General features: G+C 38.7%; 16 protein-coding genes and 1 riboswitch. All 16 genes read left to right on the forward strand.

The window, feature by feature from the left end:
• The first annotated feature begins 60 nt into the window (after positions 1-60).
• The 16 genes from QM857_RS05790 to pulA all read left to right on the forward strand — a co-directional run bounded on the left by QM857_RS05790 (position 61) and on the right by pulA (position 18,894).
• A complete protein-coding gene (locus QM857_RS05790) occupies positions 61-420 on the forward strand; it encodes a YbaN family protein (RefSeq protein ID WP_006148621.1) in 360 nt (119 codons plus the stop codon).
• A gap of 92 nt (positions 421-512) precedes the next feature.
• Positions 513-1,145, forward strand: coding sequence for a copper homeostasis protein CutC (locus QM857_RS05795; RefSeq protein ID WP_414275347.1), 633 nt, complete (start codon positions 513-515; stop codon positions 1,143-1,145).
• 43 nt (positions 1,146-1,188) lie between these two features.
• Positions 1,189-1,845: an MmcQ/YjbR family DNA-binding protein gene (locus QM857_RS05800; protein WP_414275348.1), complete on the forward strand. Its 657-nt coding sequence runs from the start codon at positions 1,189-1,191 to the stop codon at positions 1,843-1,845.
• Between the two features lie 310 nt (positions 1,846-2,155).
• Complete coding sequence (locus QM857_RS05805; protein ID WP_414275349.1) at positions 2,156-3,718, forward strand: 2-isopropylmalate synthase; 1,563 nt, start codon at positions 2,156-2,158, stop codon at positions 3,716-3,718.
• Between the two features lie 11 nt (positions 3,719-3,729).
• Positions 3,730-4,767: a 3-isopropylmalate dehydrogenase gene (leuB, locus tag QM857_RS05810; protein ID WP_414275350.1), complete on the forward strand. Its 1,038-nt coding sequence runs from the start codon at positions 3,730-3,732 to the stop codon at positions 4,765-4,767.
• On the forward strand, positions 4,764-5,033 hold the full coding sequence (locus QM857_RS05815) for a DUF1294 domain-containing protein (RefSeq protein WP_414275351.1): 270 nt from the start codon (positions 4,764-4,766) through the stop codon (positions 5,031-5,033). The genes leuB and QM857_RS05815 overlap by 4 nt, the downstream gene beginning before the upstream one ends.
• 3 nt (positions 5,034-5,036) lie before the next feature.
• Entirely contained in the window at positions 5,037-6,419 is a 1,383-nt protein-coding gene (leuC, locus tag QM857_RS05820) for a 3-isopropylmalate dehydratase large subunit (protein ID WP_414275352.1), read from the forward strand.
• Between the two features lie 9 nt (positions 6,420-6,428).
• Complete coding sequence (leuD, locus tag QM857_RS05825; protein WP_414275353.1) at positions 6,429-7,022, forward strand: 3-isopropylmalate dehydratase small subunit; 594 nt, start codon at positions 6,429-6,431, stop codon at positions 7,020-7,022.
• Positions 7,023-7,049: 27 nt separating this feature from the next.
• Positions 7,050-7,829: an L-threonylcarbamoyladenylate synthase gene (locus QM857_RS05830; protein WP_414264047.1), complete on the forward strand. Its 780-nt coding sequence runs from the start codon at positions 7,050-7,052 to the stop codon at positions 7,827-7,829.
• A gap of 196 nt (positions 7,830-8,025) precedes the next feature.
• Positions 8,026-9,999: an McrB family protein gene (locus QM857_RS05835; RefSeq protein ID WP_414264046.1), complete on the forward strand. Its 1,974-nt coding sequence runs from the start codon at positions 8,026-8,028 to the stop codon at positions 9,997-9,999.
• Complete coding sequence (locus tag QM857_RS05840; RefSeq protein WP_414264208.1) at positions 9,986-11,281, forward strand: McrC family protein; 1,296 nt, start codon at positions 9,986-9,988, stop codon at positions 11,279-11,281. Before QM857_RS05835 ends, QM857_RS05840 begins: the two co-directional genes overlap by 14 nt.
• A 182-nt stretch (positions 11,282-11,463) precedes the next feature.
• Positions 11,464-12,447, forward strand: coding sequence for a GMP reductase (gene guaC / locus QM857_RS05845; RefSeq protein ID WP_036757580.1), 984 nt, complete (start codon positions 11,464-11,466; stop codon positions 12,445-12,447).
• A riboswitch (purine riboswitch) is annotated at positions 12,440-12,536 on the forward strand. (Overlaps the previous gene by 8 nt.)
• A 76-nt stretch (positions 12,537-12,612) precedes the next feature.
• Positions 12,613-13,194, forward strand: coding sequence for a xanthine phosphoribosyltransferase (locus QM857_RS05850; protein WP_281137238.1), 582 nt, complete (start codon positions 12,613-12,615; stop codon positions 13,192-13,194).
• Positions 13,194-14,453, forward strand: coding sequence for a nucleobase:cation symporter-2 family protein (locus QM857_RS05855; protein ID WP_414275354.1), 1,260 nt, complete (start codon positions 13,194-13,196; stop codon positions 14,451-14,453). The genes QM857_RS05850 and QM857_RS05855 overlap by 1 nt, the downstream gene beginning before the upstream one ends.
• A 93-nt stretch (positions 14,454-14,546) precedes the next feature.
• Positions 14,547-16,505: an NAD-dependent DNA ligase LigA gene (gene ligA / locus QM857_RS05860; protein WP_016465766.1), complete on the forward strand. Its 1,959-nt coding sequence runs from the start codon at positions 14,547-14,549 to the stop codon at positions 16,503-16,505.
• A 106-nt stretch (positions 16,506-16,611) separates the two neighbouring features.
• Complete coding sequence (gene pulA, locus QM857_RS05865) at positions 16,612-18,894, forward strand: type I pullulanase (RefSeq protein ID WP_414275355.1); 2,283 nt, start codon at positions 16,612-16,614, stop codon at positions 18,892-18,894.
• The last annotated feature ends 102 nt before the right edge of the window (positions 18,895-18,996 follow it).

Consider the following 18,996-nt stretch of genomic DNA (forward strand, 5'->3'; position numbering starts at 1 on the left):
TGACAGATTTTATCTTTTTATGCTTAACTAGAAGAAGATTATTCTTACTTAGGAGCAGATATGCGCATTATTTATCTTTGCATTGGATTCATTTCTTTAGCTTTAGCAATCGTTGGAGTTGCCTTGCCACTATTACCGACAACACCCTTTCTCTTGTTGTCAATTGCTTGTTTTTCAAAATCTTCTAAACGTTTTGAAGATTGGCTCTATCATACCAAGCTCTATCAAACCTATGTTGCGGACTTTAGAGAAACTAAGTCTATTGCGCGTGAACGAAAGAAGAAGATTATCGTATCGATTTATATTTTGATGGGAATCTCCATTTATTTTGCTCCGCTCTTACCTGTAAAAATTGCTTTAGGCTGCTTAACAGTATTTATAACCTATTATCTCTTTAAGGTAATACCAGATAAAGAATAGCTAAAAAAGTAATGATTTCCCTTGATAAAAAATAGAGATTACTAAAAATGATATGATATAATAATATTAAAGAAACTTTCAAGGAGTACCAAATGATTTACGAATTTTGTGCTGAAAATGTGACCTTGCTTGAAAAAGCTATGCAGGCAGGAGCTCGCCGTATTGAACTCTGTGATAATTTAGCAGTTGGTGGAACGACACCAAGCTACGGAGTAACCAAGGCAGCTGTTGAACTTGCATCAAACTACGATACGACTATCATGACGATGATTCGTCCACGTGGTGGTGACTTTGTTTATAATGACCTCGAGATTTCTATTATGCTCGAGGATATTCGTCTAACTGCTCAAGCAGGTAGCCAAGGGGTTGTTTTTGGTGCCTTAACAGCAGATAAGAAGTTAGACAAGGCCAATCTTGAAAAATTAGTTGCTGCATCTAAAGGTATGGAGATTGTCTTCCACATGGCTTTCGATGATTTGAGCGATGAAGAGCAGTTGGAAGCCATTGATTGGCTCAGCCAGGCCGGTGTAACACGCATCCTCACTCGAGCTGGTGTATCTGGCGACTCGTTAGTGAAACGCTTTTCTCACTATCATAGAATTCTAGAACACGCTGCAGGAAAAATTGAAATTTTACCTGGTGGGGGGATTGACATGGACAACCGTCAAACCTTTATCGATCAATTAGGTGTGACACAATTACATGGAACAAAGGTTGTCTTTTAAAAAATAGAAAGGAACTGCTAGCTTTTGGTAGCAGTTTTCGCTTATGTTTGAAATTTTTAAAGCCTATCAATTTAATAAAGAAAAGGCTCATACTTATGGTTTTGTAGAAAATCAAGGTGTATGGACCTATAATACGACTATCTTGCAGGGAGATTTTCTCATGATGGTTACAGTTGAGGATGGAGACTTAAGTTTTCATGTTTATGACCAAGAAACTGGTGACCTCTATCCTCAAGTCCACATGGAAAGCATGAGAGGAACTTTTGTCGGAACTGTTCGAGAGGCTTGTTTAGAGGAACTTTTTGATATTAGAAAGGCTTGTTTTGAGGTACAGGAATTTATCTGTCCACAGACCAAGAGAATCACGGCGCTTGTTCAAGAAAAGTATGGCAATCAGCTGGAATATCTATGGGAGAAATCGCCTGATACGGCTGTTTTGCGCCATGAAGATAATAAGAAGTGGTATGCTATTTTAATGAGAATTCCTTGGGATAGGCTAGATAAGGAGAGAGAAGGGCTAGTGGAAGCAGTCAACCTCAAACACGACCAAGTAGCTGACTTGCTTTCACAAAACGGAGTTTATCCAGCCTTTCATATGAATAAACGCTATTGGATTAGTCTTCCACTCGATGACACTCTAACTGACGAAAAGGTCCTTGAATTATTTGAGAGAAGTTGGTTTTTGACTTCTAAGAAATAAACATATTTGAGTTTTCAAATACTTTCAATTCGCAAAATATTCTTTATTGAAGAAATTTTCAGAAAATATTGGATTTTTTCTTGACAAGTGATTTTTCCTATGCTAGAATAATAAACAAGACATCAAACAAAGGAGAAAGCCAAACATGAAAACAGCTAAGTTTAATCAATTTGCTTTGTTGTTGAGGTACTCGGACTAGTGCAAAAGCATTAGTCCTGTTTGGCTTACCAAGCGGGAGTAAATCAACATCTCGCTTGGAACTCCGAGCGAGATGTTTTTTCTATATCGAAAATGTGAAGGGAGCATTCTCATGCGTGTAGTTGAGTTTTTAGATACCAGTCTCCGAGATGGTGAGCAGACACCAGGTGTCAATTTTTCAATAAAGGAAAAGGTTGCTATAGCAAAACAGCTAGAGAAATGGGGAATTTCAGCAATCGAAGCTGGTTTTCCAGCTGCTAGTCCAGATTCATTTACAGCTGTTCAAGAAATTGCTAAGGCTATGAAAAAAACAGCCGTGACAGGCTTAGCTCGTTCTGTTAAATCAGACATTGACGCTTGTTATGAAGCACTCAAGGATGCTAAGTATCCACAAATACATGTCTTTATCGCTACCAGTCCTATTCATCGTAAGTATAAGCTCAATAAGAGTAAGGAAGAGATTTTGGAAGCGATCAGTGAACATGTTTCCTATGCACGGAGCAAGTTTGAAATAGTAGAATTCTCTCCAGAAGATGCGACTAGAACTGAGCTAGACTTTCTCCTACAAGTCGTTCAAACTGCGGTTGATGCGGGTGCGACTTATATCAATATTCCTGATACAGTAGGTTTTACAACTCCAGAGGAATACGGAAGTATCTTTAAATATCTGATTGATAATGTCCAAACTAATCGTCAGATTATCTATTCTCCTCACTGTCATGATGACCTCGGAATGGCAGTAGCAAATAGCCTTGCTGCTGTAAAGAATGGTGCAGGACGTGTAGAAGGAACCATTAACGGGATTGGAGAACGAGCTGGAAATGCTGCTTTAGAAGAAATAGCAGTAGCTCTCAATATTCGCCAAGATTATTACCAAGCAGAGACAAGTATCGTCCTAAACGAAACGATTAATACGTCCGAAATGGTTTCTCGCTTCTCAGGGATTCCAGTTCCAAAAAATAAGGCAGTTGTAGGAGGAAATGCCTTCTCTCATGAATCAGGTATTCACCAAGATGGCGTTCTTAAAAATCCTCTCACTTATGAAATCATCACACCTGAACTGGTGGGTGTCAAGAGCAACAGTCTTCCGCTTGGGAAATTGTCTGGTCGCCATGCTTTTGTAGAAAAACTGAGGGATTTGGCCCTAGATTTTACAGACGAGGACATCAAACCACTTTTTGCTAAGTTCAAGGCCTTAGCAGATAAGAAGCAAGAAATCACAGATGCTGATATTCGAGCTCTGGTAGCTGGCACCATGGTTGAAAATCCAGAGGGCTTCCACTTTGATGATCTACAACTCCAAACTCATGCGGATAATGACATTGAAGCGACTATTAGCTTGGCTAATTTGGATGGTGAAAAGGTTGAATTTAATGCAACAGGACAAGGTTCGGTTGAGGCCGTCTTTAACGCTATCGACAAATTCTTTAATCAATCTGTTCGCTTGGTATCCTACACGATTGATGCAGTAACAGACGGGATTGATGCTCAGGCACGTGTTTTAGTTACTGTTGAAAACAGAGATACTGAAACTATCTTTAACGCAGCCGGACTTGATTTTGATGTGTTGAAGGCTTCAGCTATTGCTTATATAAATGCCAATACTTTTGTTCAAAAAGAGAATACTGGCGAGATCGGCCCAAATCTTTCCTACCGTGACATGCCTAGTGTTTAAAGGAGAATACCATGACAAAGAAAATAGTTGCCCTAGCAGGGGATGGGATTGGACCAGAAATCATGGAAGCTGGTTTAGAAGTTCTTGCATCGATAGCCGAAAAAACGGGATTTGTTTTTGAGATTGACAGACGACCTTTTGGTGGTGCAGGTATTGATGCCACAGCGCATCCCTTACCAGATGAAACACTCAAGGCATGTAGAGAAGCGGACGCTATCCTCCTTGCTGCAATCGGTAGTCCTCAGTATGATGATGCTCCAGTTCGACCCGAACAAGGGCTTTTGGCACTCCGCAAGGAATTGAATCTTTATGCCAATATTCGTCCAGTTAAAATTTTTGAGAGTCTCAATCATTTATCACCTCTTAAGCCAGATCGAATTGCTGGTGTTGACTTTGTAGTAGTGCGTGAGTTGACAGGTGGGATTTACTTTGGAGATCATATCCTTGAAGAGCGTAAAGCGCGTGATATCAACGATTATAGCTATGAGGAAGTAGAACGGATTATACGTAAGGCTTTTGAAATTGCAAAAGGTCGAAATAAAATTGTTACTAGTATTGATAAGCAAAATGTGTTAGCAACTTCAAAACTCTGGAGGAAAGTGGCTGATGAAGTCGCAAAAAATTTTCCGGATGTAACCTTGGAGCACCAGCTAGTAGACTCAGCTGCCATGCTCATGATTACAAATCCAGCCAAGTTTGATGTTATCGTGACAGAAAATCTTTTTGGAGATATCTTATCTGATGAATCAAGCGTTCTATCTGGTACACTTGGCGTCATGCCATCGGCTAGTCACTCTGAAAATGGACCGAGCCTTTATGAACCGATTCATGGTTCGGCGCCTGATATAGCAGGCCTAGGAATCGCCAATCCTATTTCTATGATTTTATCAGTTGCTATGATGTTGCGAGATAGTTTTGGACGATATGAGGATGCGCAGCGTATCGAACATGCTGTTGAAGAAACTTTAGCAGCAGGAATTTTAACGAGAGATATAGGAGGACAGGCTTCAACCAGTGAAATAACAGAAGCCATCATTGAAAGACTATGAAGATAAATCAAGGAATTACTTTTGCTATTTTGATTTGGAATTTATTGGTATTTATGATTTATGGTATTGACAAATCCAAAGCAAAAAGAGGTTCTTGGCGAATACCAGAAAAATATTTATTATCATTTACATTCTTTCTTGGCGGCTTTGGTGCCTGGTTTGCAGGAATCGTTTTTCACCACAAGACCAGAAAATGGTATTTTAAAACAGTTTGGTTCCTAGGAATAGTAACTACACTAGTAGCTTTGTATTTTGTATGGAGGTAATGAATGGCAGGAAAATCGATTTTTGATAAATTATGGGACCTCCATGTAATCACAGGAGAAGAGGGACAACCACAACTTATGTATGTGGATCAGCACTACATCCATGAAGTGACCAGTCCTCAAGCTTTTCAAGGATTGCGTGATGCAGGACGTAGATTGAGACGACCGGATTTAACATTTGGTACCTTTGACCACAATGTCCCGACGGTCAATATATATGATATTCGAGATGTAATCTCCAAAGCTCAGATTGATAAGTTAGCTGAAAATGTTGAAGAATTTGGAATCGAACATGCTGCCCACGGTTCAGAAAAACAAGGTATCGTTCATATGGTTGGTCCCGAAACAGGACGAACACAACCAGGGAAATTCATCGTCTGTGGTGATAGCCATACAGCTACCCACGGTGCCTTTGGAGCTATCGCCTTCGGAATTGGAACCAGTGAGGTCGAACATGTCTTTGCTACTCAAACCATTTGGCAGGTTAAACCCAAGAAAATGTTGGTGGAATTCACAGGAGTTCCTCAAAAAGGGGTTTATGCCAAAGATTTCATTCTAGCCTTGATTGCTAAATACGGTGTTGCTTGTGGCGTTGGCTACGTGGTGGAGTATCGAGGTCAGGCCATTGATGCACTTAGCATGGAAGAGCGAATGACTATCTGCAATATGTCCATCGAATTTGGTTCCAAAATGGGAATCATGAATCCAGATCAGACCACTTATGATTATTTGAAGGGTCGAGAGTGTGTTCCCAAGGATTTTGCTGCAGCAGTAGCTGATTGGAAAAGACTGGTTAGTGATGAAGATGCCGTTTATGATAAGGTTATTCGTTTGGATGTCTCAGAATTGGCTCCAATGGTGACTTGGGGTACTAATCCCGCTATGGGTGTTGACTTTGATACTAGTTTCCCAGAAATTACGGATATGAATGATGAACGAGCCTATCATTACATGGATTTACAACCAGGTCAGAAACCAGCAGATATCCAACTAGGCTATGTCTTTATTGGTTCTTGTACCAACGCTAGACTTAGCGATTTGCAACTGGCGGCTCGATTTGTAGAAGGGAAGAAGATTGCACCAAATTTGACGGCTATCGTGGTACCTGGTTCTCGACCAGTCAAACGAGCTGCTGAGGAGTTAGGTTTGGACAAGGTATTCCTAGATGCTGGCTTTGAGTGGAGAGATCCAGGGTGTTCTATGTGTCTAGGAATGAATCCTGATAAAGTACCAGATGGTGTTCATTGTGCCTCAACTAGCAATCGTAACTTTGAAGATCGACAAGGATTTGGTGCTAAGACTCATCTCTGTAGTCCAGCCATGGCAGCTGCGGCAGCAATTGCAGGACGTTTCGTAGATGTACGGCAAATGCCAGAAGCTCAGTAAGGAGAGGATATGGAGAAATTTACAGTTTATACAGGAACAACCGTTCCTCTGATGAATGACAATATCGATACCGACCAAATTCTTCCCAAACAGTTTCTGAAGTTGATTGACAAGAAAGGTTTTGGCAAATACCTCATGTATGCTTGGCGTTATCTGGACGATAAGTACACTGAGGATCCAGACTTTGTCTTTAATCGACCTGAATACCGAAAAGCTACTATCCTCATCTCAGGGGATAACTTTGGAGCTGGTTCTTCGAGGGAGCATGCAGCTTGGGCGCTAGCAGACTATGGTTTTAAGGTCGTAATTGCAGGATCTTTTGGAGATATTCATTACAATAATGAGCTCAATAATGGCATGTTGCCTATTGTTCAACCAAGGGAAGTTAGAGAAAAACTCGCCCAACTCAAACCAAGCGACCAGGTAACTGTGGACTTGGAACAACAAAAAATCATTTCACTAGTAGGGGAATTCCCTTTCGAAATTGATAGCGAATGGAAACACAAGCTCTTAAATGGTTTGGATGATATCGGTATTACCATGCAGTATGAAGACTTGATTGCTGCTTATGAAAAACAACGCCCAGCCTATTGGCAGGATTAGAATAAATATAGAAAAGGAAATAGAACTATGACAAAACACATTCAATGGAACGGAACACTTTCACAAGAAGGCTATGACATTTTAAAAGGTGAGGGCGGTTGTATCGTTTGCCCTACTAAGGTCGGTTACATTATCATGACCAGTGACAAGGCTGGACTTGAGCGTAAGTTTGAAGCTAAAGAACGTAATCGTAACAAACCAGGCGTAGTCCTCTGTGGTAGTATGGATGAGCTTCGCGCCTTAGCACAGCTAAATCCTGAAATCGAAGCCTTCTATCAAAAACATTGGGACCAAGATATTCTCCTTGGTTGTATCCTTCCGTGGAAACCAGAAGCTTTTGAAAAATTGAAAGCATACGGTGATGGACGTGAAGAACTCATGACAGACGTTCGTGGTACTAGCTGTTTTGTCATCAAGTTTGGTAAAGCTGGTGAACAATTGGCTGCCAAACTCTGGGAAGAAGGGAAAATGGTTTATGCCTCATCTGCAAATCCATCTGGAAAAGGAAACCGTGGTAAGGTGGAAGGTATCGGTCAACGTATCGAAGGAGCAGTGGACCTTGTCATCGAAGCAGACGACTATGTTGCTTCAATCCAGCCAGACAAAACAATCGAAACTCGCTACGAGCAAGGTGTGATGGTGTCTATGGTTGATAAAGACGGCAAGCTTATTCCAGAACAAGGAGGAGCACGCTCGACTTTACCAGCACCAGTTGTGATCCGTAAAGGACTTGACATCAATAAAATAATGATGCATCTGTCAGACACCTTTAACTCATGGGATTATCGTCAAGGTGAGTATTATTAATATTGAAAAGAAGTCTAGTGTTAAGAGACATTGAAGCTCCTAACGCTGGGCTTTTTCTTTAGAAATTCTTTTCATTTTTTATAGGATATGATATTCTATATATGAAATGTGTGTTAAGATAGTTATTAAAAATATTTACACTAACAAATAATATTTAGAACCTTTAATAATCATTTAATAAGCGAGGTAAAGCATTATGATATCTGAATCAACTTTTATTAATAGAATAAAAAAAGAATTCCCAGATGCAATTGAAAATCAAACAAAAAGTTATATTTCTTTTCAGGTTAAAAATATGAAAGGGAAGTTACAAAACTTTATAGAGATTAATTTTCAAAATAAAGGAATAAAGATTGCCATTCTCTCCAAAAGTCTTCGTGATTCAGATTTTTTGATATTTAATAAGAAGCCTGATTCATTTGGTTGGACACTTGATGCTGAGTATTTTATTAAGGACGAAAATTCATTAAACGAGGTTTTTCCTTTTATAAATAAATCTTATGAGTTTGTAAAAAATGGAATTAACTCAGAGTGTTATAAAGTCTTCAGAGAATTTTTGTCTAAATTTGTGAATCAATCAAATATCTATAATTCGAAAGATATAGAAATGAAACGTTCTCAAAAATTAGATGGAGCTGAACATATTTATCCTGCTCTAACTATCGAAGGTATTCCGTACAAAGTTGAAATGCTTAACACAGGTCATTTTGGTCCAAGGAGTGGTAATGGATATATTAAATCGCCTTATTTTGGTTATCGATTGAGTGACTTTGATAACTCATGGATAAATATAAGGTGTGGTTTTCAGAGATTTAAACTCACAGAATTTAAAATAGTAAAATGGTATAGTAATAATCAAGATGAAGATTTAGGGTATAAATACCTTGTCAAAGATTTAGAATTGGAATCAACCGCGGAACCTAATGATATTTTAAAAGAGTTTTACGACAATTTTACTAGTTTCTATGTTAAAAAAGAGAAGAAAGATGTAAACATGTTAGAAAATATTAACAAATATAAAAATATTTTATTGCAATCCAAAAACCTCATCCTTCGAGGTGCACCTGGTACAGGAAAAACTTATCTTGCGAAAGAAATTACTAAAGAATTAACAGATGGTAACGAAAATCAAATAGGCTTTGTTCAGTTTCATCCATCATATGACTATACAGATTTTGTTGAGGGGTTAAGACCGGTATCAAATGGGGATGGAGCTATTGAGTTTAAGCTCCAGGATGGTATTTTTAAAGATTTTTGTCAGAAAGCAAAAGAAGCCCAATTGATTGGAGGACAAGATAATTTTGATGAGGCTTGGGATCTTTATCTTGAGTATGTAAATAGCAGAGATGAAAAAGAATACTTGACAGAATCTTCCTATCTTACTGTAAATAGTCGAAATAATTTTAATATCAATTATGAAACTAAAGCCCAAGGAACTGTCTTAACAAAATCTTATGTTTATCAACTTTACAAAGATGAAAAATATCTGAAACAGCTCTATTATCGTAACCAAGGTAAAAAAGTACTCGAAACTTTAAAGAAAAGATTTGGTCTTAAGGACTATATTTCTCCAACAGAAATTGATACTGATAAGAAATTCGTCTTCATCATCGATGAGATCAATCGTGGTGAGATTTCTAAGATTTTTGGGGAACTATTTTTCTCTGTTGATCCTGGCTATCGTGGTGAAAAGGGGAGAGTTTCTACTCAATATGCCAATCTACACGAAAATGATGAAAAGTTTTATATCCCAGAAAATGTTTACATCATTGGAACTATGAATGATATTGACCGTTCGGTGGATACCTTTGATTTTGCAATGCGCCGTCGTTTCCGTTTTGTTGAAGTTACTGCTGAAAGCCAACTAGGCATGCTAGATGATGCTCTTGGTGATAAGGCTGAAGAAGCTAAAGCGCGTCTAAGAAACTTGAATGCTAAAATTGAAAAAGTTCAGGAACTGAATAGTCATTATCATATCGGACCAAGTTATTTCCTTAAACTGGAAGAAGTAGACTTTGACTATGAGTTACTCTGGTCTGATTATCTTAAACCACTTTTGGAAGATTACTTACGTGGTTCTTATGAAGAAGATGAAATACTGAATACTTTGAAAAAAGCATATGATCTGACAAATCTGCAAGATATTGGTGATGACGATGCAGTTAACTGACAATCAACAGGCCTTAAACAAAGAAGAGTTTATCACAGAATATCCTAAAATTAGTCAAGTTCTTTTAGATAGAACTCTAGATAATCTTTCTCAAGAAGATAGTATCTTTATATTTCCAAACGACCTGAAAAATTCTCCTGATTTGGATAAGGAACAAAAGATTTTGGAAACAGTCAATCAGAAAATTAAGACAGGGAATGTGATTGGATTTCTGGGGTGTGGTCAGGAGAGATTAACCATTTCTTCCCGCTTTTCGAGTAAAAGTGATGACTATTTTTTGCATTATCTATTGCAGAAAGTTCTAAATATCAATCTCACTAGTTTGGATGTTGGTTTATCGCGCGAGGAAAGACTCTATCAGCTTTTAATCTACCTCTTTCCAAAGTATTTGGAAGCTGCTATGCGAAAGGGACTTTATAAGGAATACCAGAGATTTTCCCATAATGATAGTCATATCAAGGGAGTGATTGATGTAGGAAATCATCTCAAGAAAAATCTTCCTTTCACAGGCAATATTGCTTATACTACAAGAGAATTTACTTATGACAATCCGATGATGCAGCTGATTCGTCATACTATCGAGTACATTAAAAATCAAAAATCTCTAGGAAGAGGTATCATTTATACTAATCGTGATAATATTACAGAAATAATTCGTGTAACACCTTCGTATAAACAAGCTGATCGTGCTAAGGTTATTCGACGAAATCAAGATAAACCTCTTCGTCATGCCTACTTTCGAGAGTACAGAAAATTGCAAGAACTTTGTCTGATGATCCTAAATAGGGAAGAGCATGGTTTAGGGTACCAAGAGCAAAAAATCCATGGTATTCTTTTTGATGTTGCTTGGCTTTGGGAAGAGTATGTTCATACCTTGTTGCCAAAAGAATTCATCCATCCTAGAAATAAGGATAAGACGGACGGTATTTCAGTATTTTCTAATCGTGAAAGAAAAGTATATCCAGATTTTTATGATAGAGAGCGAAAGATTGTACTAGATGCTAAATACAAAAAACTGGAATTGACTGAAAAGGGAATCAATCGTGATGATCTATTTCAAATGATTTCTTATGCTTATATCTTACAAGCAGAGAAAGCTGGCTTGATTTTCCCTAGCATAGATCAGGCAGTAAGTAGTGAAATAGGAAAAGTTGAAGGTTATGGGGTCTTTCTTAAAAAGTGGTCTATCCAAATTCCTCAAAAGACGTCATCCTACAGCGAATTCTATGAAATGCTAGGGAAGTCAGAAAGAATTTTTCAAAATAATATAAAACAAAAATAGAGAGTCAATAAACTCTCTATTTTTTGTGAAATAACGAGTAAAATCCGAACGTTATAAATTTTAGGTTTCAAAATAATTGACAAAAACTTTACCTTAGTTTATAATCGTTAGAGGAAACGTCGGAAAAGGCGTAGTGATGCGCAAGCATAGGTAGGTCATTATAAAAGAAACGAGACATCGAAATGTTAAACGAATTTCCGATCTTTGACTATGAAGATATTCAGCTAATTCCTAATAAGTGTGTTCTTCAAAGTCGAGCAGAGGCTGACACACAAGTGACACTAGGGAAGTACACCTTTAAATTACCAGTTGTTCCTTCAAATATGCAAACTATCTTGGATGAAGATGTTGCAGAACAACTTGCAAAAGGTGGTTATTTCTATATCATGCATCGCTTCGATGAAGCTGGGCGCATTCCTTTTGTGAAACGCATGCACGAAAAAGGGTTGATTGCTTCTATCTCTGTTGGTGTTAAAGATTACGAATATGATTTTGTTAGTCAATTAAAGAAAGATGCTCCAGAGTACATCACTATTGATATTGCTCATGGCCATGCTGACAGTGTGATTTCAATGATTCAGCACATCAAAAAAGAGTTGCCAGATACCTTTGTCATCGCTGGTAACGTTGGAACACCAGAAGCTGTACGTGAATTGGAGAATGCTGGCGCGGATGCGACTAAGGTCGGAATCGGTCCAGGTAAAGTATGTATTACTAAGGTAAAAACTGGCTTTGGTACTGGTGGTTGGCAGTTGGCGGCTCTTCGCTGGTGTGCTAAAGCTGCTCGTAAGCCGATCATTGCTGATGGTGGGATTCGTACACATGGTGATATTGCTAAATCAATCCGCTTCGGTGCAAGCATGGTTATGATTGGTTCACTATTTGCAGGTCATATCGAAAGCCCTGGTAAAACCGTTGAAGTCGATGGTAAACAATTTAAAGAATACTATGGATCTGCTTCAGAATACCAAAAAGGTGCCTACAAGAATGTTGAAGGCAAGAAGATTCTTCTTCCTGCCAAAGGACATTTGCAAGATACCTTGACTGAGATGGAACAAGATCTGCAAAGTTCGATTTCTTATGCTGGAGGTCGCAAGGTTGCTGATCTTAGACATGTGGATTATGTCATTGTGAAAAACTCTATCTGGAATGGAGATGCTCACTAAATATTTTATTACTTATTTATGCCATGAATAGGCGTGGCGTTTCTACAAGGTACCGTAAATACCTAACAATAAGTAGGTCGAAGAGAGATTAAAGAAGCGGTACTATTTGTTTCTATGTTTCTGAGGGACTTACTTTGTAAGTCCCTTTTTATTTCGGAGGTTAACGTGAAATTACTAGAGGAACGTATTTTAAAAGATGGGAATATTCTAGGTGAGAATATTCTTAAGGTGGACTCATTCTTGACCCACCAAGTTGATTATAAGTTATTGCGAGAAATCGGACATACTTTTGCAGAGCATTTTAAAAATGCTGGCATTACCAAAGTTGTTACAATTGAGGCGTCTGGAATTGCACCAGCTCTTTATGTGGCTGAACAGTTGGACGTACCCATGATTTTTGCTAAGAAGGCAAAAAATATTACCATGAATGAAGGAATTTTAACTGCTGAAGTCTATTCTTTCACTAAGCAGGTTACTAGTACCGTATCTATTGCCGGGAAGTTCTTATCTCCCGGAGACAAAGTACTAATTATTGACGATTTTTTGGCAAATGGTCAAGCAGCTAATGGTTTGATTCAGATTATCGAACAAGCTGGTGCTACAGTCGAGGCTGTCGGGATTGTGATTGAAAAATCTTTCCAAGATGGTCGTGAACTGTTAGAAAAATCAGGTCATCAGGTAGTATCACTTGCTCGTTTAGAGCGTTTTGAAAATGGAAGAGTTATCTTCAAGGAGGCAGACATCTAATGAATCAAAAAGAAAACCACTCAAAAGCGGCCGTATTGGGCTTGCAACACTTACTTGCCATGTACTCAGGTTCAATCCTGGTACCAATCATGATTGCAGGTGCCCTAGGTTACTCACCTCAACAACTGACATACCTTATCTCTACAGATATCTTTATGTGTGGGGTCGCAACTCTCTTACAATTGCAACTTAATAAATATTTTGGTGTCGGTTTACCTATTGTTCTTGGGGTAGCCTTCCAGTCTGTTGCTCCACTTATTATGATTGGACAAAGTCACGGTAGTGGTGCTATGTTTGGTGCCTTGATTGCTTCTGGTATTTATGTCGTTCTTGTAGCTGGCGTATTTTCTAAGGTTGCAAATCTGTTTCCTTCAATCGTAACAGGTTCTGTCATTACAACAATCGGTTTAACTTTGATTCCTGTAGCTATCGGAAATATGGGAAATAACGTCGAAAAACCAACGGGACAAAGTTTAGCATTAGCAACAATCACCATTCTCATCATTCTTTTGGTCAATATCTTTACAAAAGGATTTATCAAATCTATTTCGATTTTGATTGGTTTGATTGCCGGTACGATTATTGCAGCGACTATGGGCTTGGTTGATTTTTCTCCAGTGGCAGAAGCTCCACTGGTTCATATCCCAACTCCATTCTACTTTGGCGCTCCACAATTTGAGATTTCATCTATTGTCATGATGTGTATCATCGCTACTGTATCAATGGTAGAATCAACAGGTGTATATCTTGCCCTTTCTGATATTACTAAAGATCCAATTGATAGCACTCGTCTCCGTAATGGTTATCGTGCTGAAGGTCTCGCTGTTTTACTTGGTGGACTTTTCAATACCTTCCCTTATACAGGATTTTCACAAAACGTAGGTTTGGTGAAACTTTCAGGTATTCGTACTCGTTTGCCAATCTACTACGCAGCTGGTTTCCTTATCTTACTCGGTCTTTTGCCTAAGTTTGGTGCCTTGGCTCAGATTATTCCTAGCCCTGTTCTTGGTGGAGCAATGCTCGTCATGTTCGGTTTTGTGTCTCTCCAAGGGATGCAAATCTTGGCTCGTGTAGACTTTGAGCACAATGAACACAACTTCCTCATTGCAGCAGTGTCTATTTCTGCTGGGGTTGGATTGAACGGAAGCAATCTCTTCAATACTTTACCGACTGAACTGCAAATGTTCTTCTCAAATGGTATCGTCATTGCGAGTGCTGTAGCCATCATCTTGAATGCTATTTTGAATCGTAAAAAATAAAAATAAATGAGAAGTGATAGAAATATCCTTCTCATTTTCTTTTTTAGAGCTTGAATATTGTTTCTATAGTCCTTTTTATGGTAAAATGGTTTTATGAATGAAAGAATGAAAGAGCTCGTTGAGTTGCTCAATCGCTATGCGACAGAGTATTATACAAGTGATAATCCATCTGTATCTGATAGTGAGTATGACCGTCTTTATCGTGAATTGGTAGAGTTAGAAAAAGCTCATCCGGACCAAGTCTTGCCAGAAAGTCCGACACATCGTGTAGGTGGAAAGATTCTTGATGGATTTGAAAAATATAGTCATCAGTATCCTCTCTATAGTTTGCAGGATGCTTTTTCACGTGAAGAATTGGATGCCTTTGATGCGCGTGTCCGTAAAGAATTGGATGATGTCACTTATATTTGTGAGTTGAAGATTGATGGACTATCGATTTCCTTGACTTATGAGCAAGGACTTTTTGTTGCTGGAGCAACTCGTGGTGATGGCTCTATTGGTGAAAATATCACTGAAAATCTTAAACGAGTGAAAGACATTCCTTTAACTTTACCAGAAAAATTAGATATAACTGTTCGTGGTGAATGCTATATGCCGAGAGCTTCTTTCAATCAAGTCAATCTTGCTCGTCAAGAAAACGGCGAGTCTGAATTCGCCAATCCACGAAATGCTGCTGCAGGTACTCTTCGCCAGTTGGATACAGCAGTAGTAGCCAAACGTAATCTTGCAACCTTCCTCTATCAAGAAGCAAGCCCTTCAACTCGAGATAGCCAAGAGAAGGTTTTGGAGCATTTGGAACAATTGGGCTTTGTTGTTAATCCAAGACGCTTATTAGCGCACAGCATGGATGAGGTTTGGGATTTTATCCAAGAAGTTGGTCGAGAAAGAGACCAGCTGCCTTATGATATCGATGGTGTTGTGATTAAGGTTAATGACTTAGCTGGTCAAGAGCAACTAGGTTTTACAGTAAAAGCACCTAAGTGGGCAGTGGCATATAAGTTTCCGGCAGAAGAAAAAGAAGCAAAACTCCTTTCTGTTGACTGGACAGTTGGACGAACAGGAGTCGTAACTCCGACTGCCAATCTTACTCCGGTGCAATTGGCAGGTACAACAGTTAGTCGTGCAACGCTTCATAATGTTGACTATATCGCTGAAAAGGATATTCGCAAGGATGATACTGTCATCGTTTATAAGGCAGGCGATATTATTCCCGCGGTCTTGCGAGTGGTTGAATCTAAGCGTGTGTCTGAGGAGAAACTTGATATTCCAACCAACTGTCCAAGCTGTGAGAGCAAGCTTATGCATTTTGAAGATGAAGTTGCTCTTCGTTGTATAAACCCACGTTGTCCAGCTCAGATTAAGGAAGGCTTGACACACTTTGCATCTCGTGATGCCATGAATATTGCTGGTCTTGGTCCATCAGTCGTTGAAAAACTTTTTGAAGCACAATTAGTCAAGGATGTAGCAGATATTTATCGTTTGACCGTGGAAGATTTCCTCTTGCTAGAAGGCATTAAGGAAAAATCAGCCCAAAAACTCTATCAGGCTATCCAAGTATCTAAAGAAAACTCTGCTGAAAAACTTTTATTTGGTTTGGGAATTCGTCATGTAGGAAGCAAGGCAAGTCAGTTATTGCTCCAAAACTTTCATTCTGTTGAAGCTTTGGCTCAGGCAAATCCAGAAGAAATTGCAACTATCGAGAGTTTGGGTTCTGTGATTGCTCAAAGTTTGCAGACTTACTTTGCAACTGAGGGTTCTAAAATACTTTTAAGCGAATTAAAAGAATTAGGTGTTAATCTAGATTATAAAGGACAGATAGTTGCAGCAGATGCGGCCTTGTCAGGACTAACTGTGGTATTGACAGGAAAACTTGAACGTCTTACTCGTTCTGAAGCAAAAAGTAAACTAGAAAATCTTGGAGCTAAGGTTACTGGAAGTGTATCGAAGAAGACAGATCTCGTAGTAGCAGGAGCAGATGCAGGTAGCAAACTTCAAAAAGCACAAGAACTTGGAATTGAGATTCGAGATGAAGCTTGGTTGGAGAGTTTATAATCATTACACACTAAAGAATGACTATCTTAGATTTCTTGCTCCAATTCGAAAATTTAAACAAGAAATTATTTTTTTAAAATTTAACAATTAGAAATTAGGGAGAACTATGTACAATTATCCTGTACTTATTCATTATCATCGTAAGGATGAAACATATCAGAGTTGCAACTTTAGTAAATGGCCAGCTGATTCAGTAGAATTTGTTAAAGAGCAAGAATACTTTGGAGATAAGTTTTCATTTACCCAATCAAGTGAAACACCTCTTGAACAAATGGTGTTTACAGTTGAAAAAGATGGAGTTACCAAAGAATACCCTATCCGATTCAATCATTATCCACTCTTAACAGAAGTTTGGATTTTAGATGGAGATTCGACCGTTTATTATTCTGAAAATCCAGCCATTGCAAGTCCACACTATAAAGATCAAAATCCATTTGCTTTTGATAAAGCGATTAACAGTGCTAGTTTTGATCACCACTGGGGTTACCAAGGAGAGTTGGGATGCCAGGTTTCCGAAGAAGAAACAAGCTTTAAACTTTGGTCGCCAACAGCAACAACTGTACAAGTTGTAGTTTATGAATCAGCAAGTAATGATGCGGCTATCCTAAAGACTTATGAAATGCAACGTGGCAACAGTTATTCGTATAGTCACAAGGATAATACAATTGGAGTTTGGAATTTGACAGTTCCTGAAAGTCTTGCTGGTCGTGCCTATCAATATCAGATTAATTTTCCACATCATCAATCATTGACACGAGATCCATATACCATTGCTACAAGTCCAGATGGCAAACGTTCAGCGATTCTTTCAAAAAAAGAACGTCAAGTTGAAGGTTTTGAAGTTAAGAATGGAACGGAAGCAACTTGGCGATTAGAAAATCCTTGTCAAGCGGTTATTTACGAAATGCATATTCGTGACTTGACCAAGTCTGAAACTTCTGGTGTTTCTCCAGAATTAAGAGGAACATTCTTGGGTGCTGCCCAAACTGAAACAGTCAATCACTTCGGTCAGTCTACTGCATTTGACTACATCAAAGAACTTGGTGTGAACTATGTTCAACTGCAACCAATTGCTGATCGTCACAAAGAGTATGATGCAGATGGAAATGTGACCTACAACTGGGGTTACGATCCACAAAACTACAATGCACCAGAAACCAGCATGTCTACGAATCCAAATGATCCAGGTCAAGTCATCCGCGATTTGAAGACGATGATTCAAGCTTATCATGATGCTGGAATTGGCGTTATTATGGATGTGGTGTACAACCATACGTTTTCAACTGTTGATGCCCCATTCCAAACAACGGTTCCAGACTATTATTACCGAATGAACCGCGATGGAAGTTATCAAAATGGTACTGGTGTAGGAAACGAGACTGCTAGTGAACACGAAATGTTCCGTAAGTACATGATTGATTCACTTCTCTATTGGGTGAATGAGTTTAATATTGATGGTTTCCGCTTTGACTTGATGGGAATCCATGACATTAAAACCATGCAGATGATTCGTTGGGCTATGGATGAAGTCGATCCTAAAATCATCCTTTATGGAGAAGGTTGGGATATGGGTACTGGTCTAGCACCTTACGATAAGGCTAAGAAAGACAATGCCTATCAGTTGCCTAATATTGGATTTTTCAATGATGATCAACGTAATGCTGTTAAGGGTGCTGAAGTTTATGGTGATATCAAATCAGGCTTCGTAAGTGGTGCTGCCACTGAACCAATTGTTGCCAAAGCTATCCTTGGTAGTCGAGAACTTGGCTCTTATCTAAGCCCTAATCAGGTTGTCAACTATGTAGAAGCCCATGACAACTATAACTTGCATGATTTATTAGCGACACTTCGTCCAACAGAAGACCAAGCAAGTATCATGAAAAAGGTAGAAACAGCAACTGCCATGAATCTTCTCATGCAAGGCATCTCCTTTATGGAACTTGGTCAAGAGTTTGGACGTACCAAACTGGTTCCTACAGGTGAAAACGGTGAGTTGACTCATGATGATCGCGAACGTGCCATGAACAGTTACAATGCTCCAGACGCTGTTAACCAGGTGGACTGGGACTTAATCAATGAGCGTCAGGATAGTATTGAATTTATTCGTCAGATTATAGGTCTTAAAACAAAGAGTAGTGCCTTTTCATACCCTACATACGAGGAAGTATACCGTCACGTCTTTGTTCACACAGCTATTGAAAATAGTGGCTGGATTGTCTATGAAATTCAGGAAGAAGAAGAGCATTACTTAGTGGTCTTTAATGCTAAAGGAGAATCCCACTATTATGAAAATGCGGGAAATCTTGAAATGCGAATCACTAATAGTCGTTCAAACCAAGAAAACACTCTTGATAATGTGAGCGTTGCAGTTATGAATGTTTTATCCTAAGTCTTAGATCGAAGACGGAGTCAATGAAATGTAGGGCAAAGCTATTTTGTAGAGTCCAATGAATGAACAAAAATGTTTCAAAGGCTCATTTCTACTAAAAAT

This window comes from Streptococcus infantis (assembly GCF_047463315.1).
GTDB classification, from domain to species: domain Bacteria; phylum Bacillota; class Bacilli; order Lactobacillales; family Streptococcaceae; genus Streptococcus; species Streptococcus infantis_AB.

What these genes read in the sequence shown, in the direction of transcription:
- QM857_RS05840 (WP_414264208.1), top strand. Translation starts at nt 9,986, where the DNA reads ATGCAGTTAACTGACAATCAACAGGCCTTAAACAAAGAAGAGTTTATC.
- ligA (WP_016465766.1), top strand. Translation starts at nt 14,547, where the DNA reads ATGAATGAAAGAATGAAAGAGCTCGTTGAGTTGCTCAATCGCTATGCG.
- QM857_RS05855 (WP_414275354.1), top strand. Translation starts at nt 13,194, where the DNA reads ATGAATCAAAAAGAAAACCACTCAAAAGCGGCCGTATTGGGCTTGCAA.
- pulA (WP_414275355.1), top strand. Translation starts at nt 16,612, where the DNA reads ATGTACAATTATCCTGTACTTATTCATTATCATCGTAAGGATGAAACA.
- leuB (WP_414275350.1), top strand. Translation starts at nt 3,730, where the DNA reads ATGACAAAGAAAATAGTTGCCCTAGCAGGGGATGGGATTGGACCAGAA.
- QM857_RS05800 (WP_414275348.1), top strand. Translation starts at nt 1,189, where the DNA reads ATGTTTGAAATTTTTAAAGCCTATCAATTTAATAAAGAAAAGGCTCAT.
- QM857_RS05835 (WP_414264046.1), top strand. Translation starts at nt 8,026, where the DNA reads ATGATATCTGAATCAACTTTTATTAATAGAATAAAAAAAGAATTCCCA.
- leuD (WP_414275353.1), top strand. Translation starts at nt 6,429, where the DNA reads ATGGAGAAATTTACAGTTTATACAGGAACAACCGTTCCTCTGATGAAT.
- QM857_RS05830 (WP_414264047.1), top strand. Translation starts at nt 7,050, where the DNA reads ATGACAAAACACATTCAATGGAACGGAACACTTTCACAAGAAGGCTAT.
- QM857_RS05805 (WP_414275349.1), top strand. Translation starts at nt 2,156, where the DNA reads ATGCGTGTAGTTGAGTTTTTAGATACCAGTCTCCGAGATGGTGAGCAG.
- guaC (WP_036757580.1), top strand. Translation starts at nt 11,464, where the DNA reads ATGTTAAACGAATTTCCGATCTTTGACTATGAAGATATTCAGCTAATT.
- QM857_RS05790 (WP_006148621.1), top strand. Translation starts at nt 61, where the DNA reads ATGCGCATTATTTATCTTTGCATTGGATTCATTTCTTTAGCTTTAGCA.
- QM857_RS05795 (WP_414275347.1), top strand. Translation starts at nt 513, where the DNA reads ATGATTTACGAATTTTGTGCTGAAAATGTGACCTTGCTTGAAAAAGCT.
- QM857_RS05815 (WP_414275351.1), top strand. Translation starts at nt 4,764, where the DNA reads ATGAAGATAAATCAAGGAATTACTTTTGCTATTTTGATTTGGAATTTA.
- leuC (WP_414275352.1), top strand. Translation starts at nt 5,037, where the DNA reads ATGGCAGGAAAATCGATTTTTGATAAATTATGGGACCTCCATGTAATC.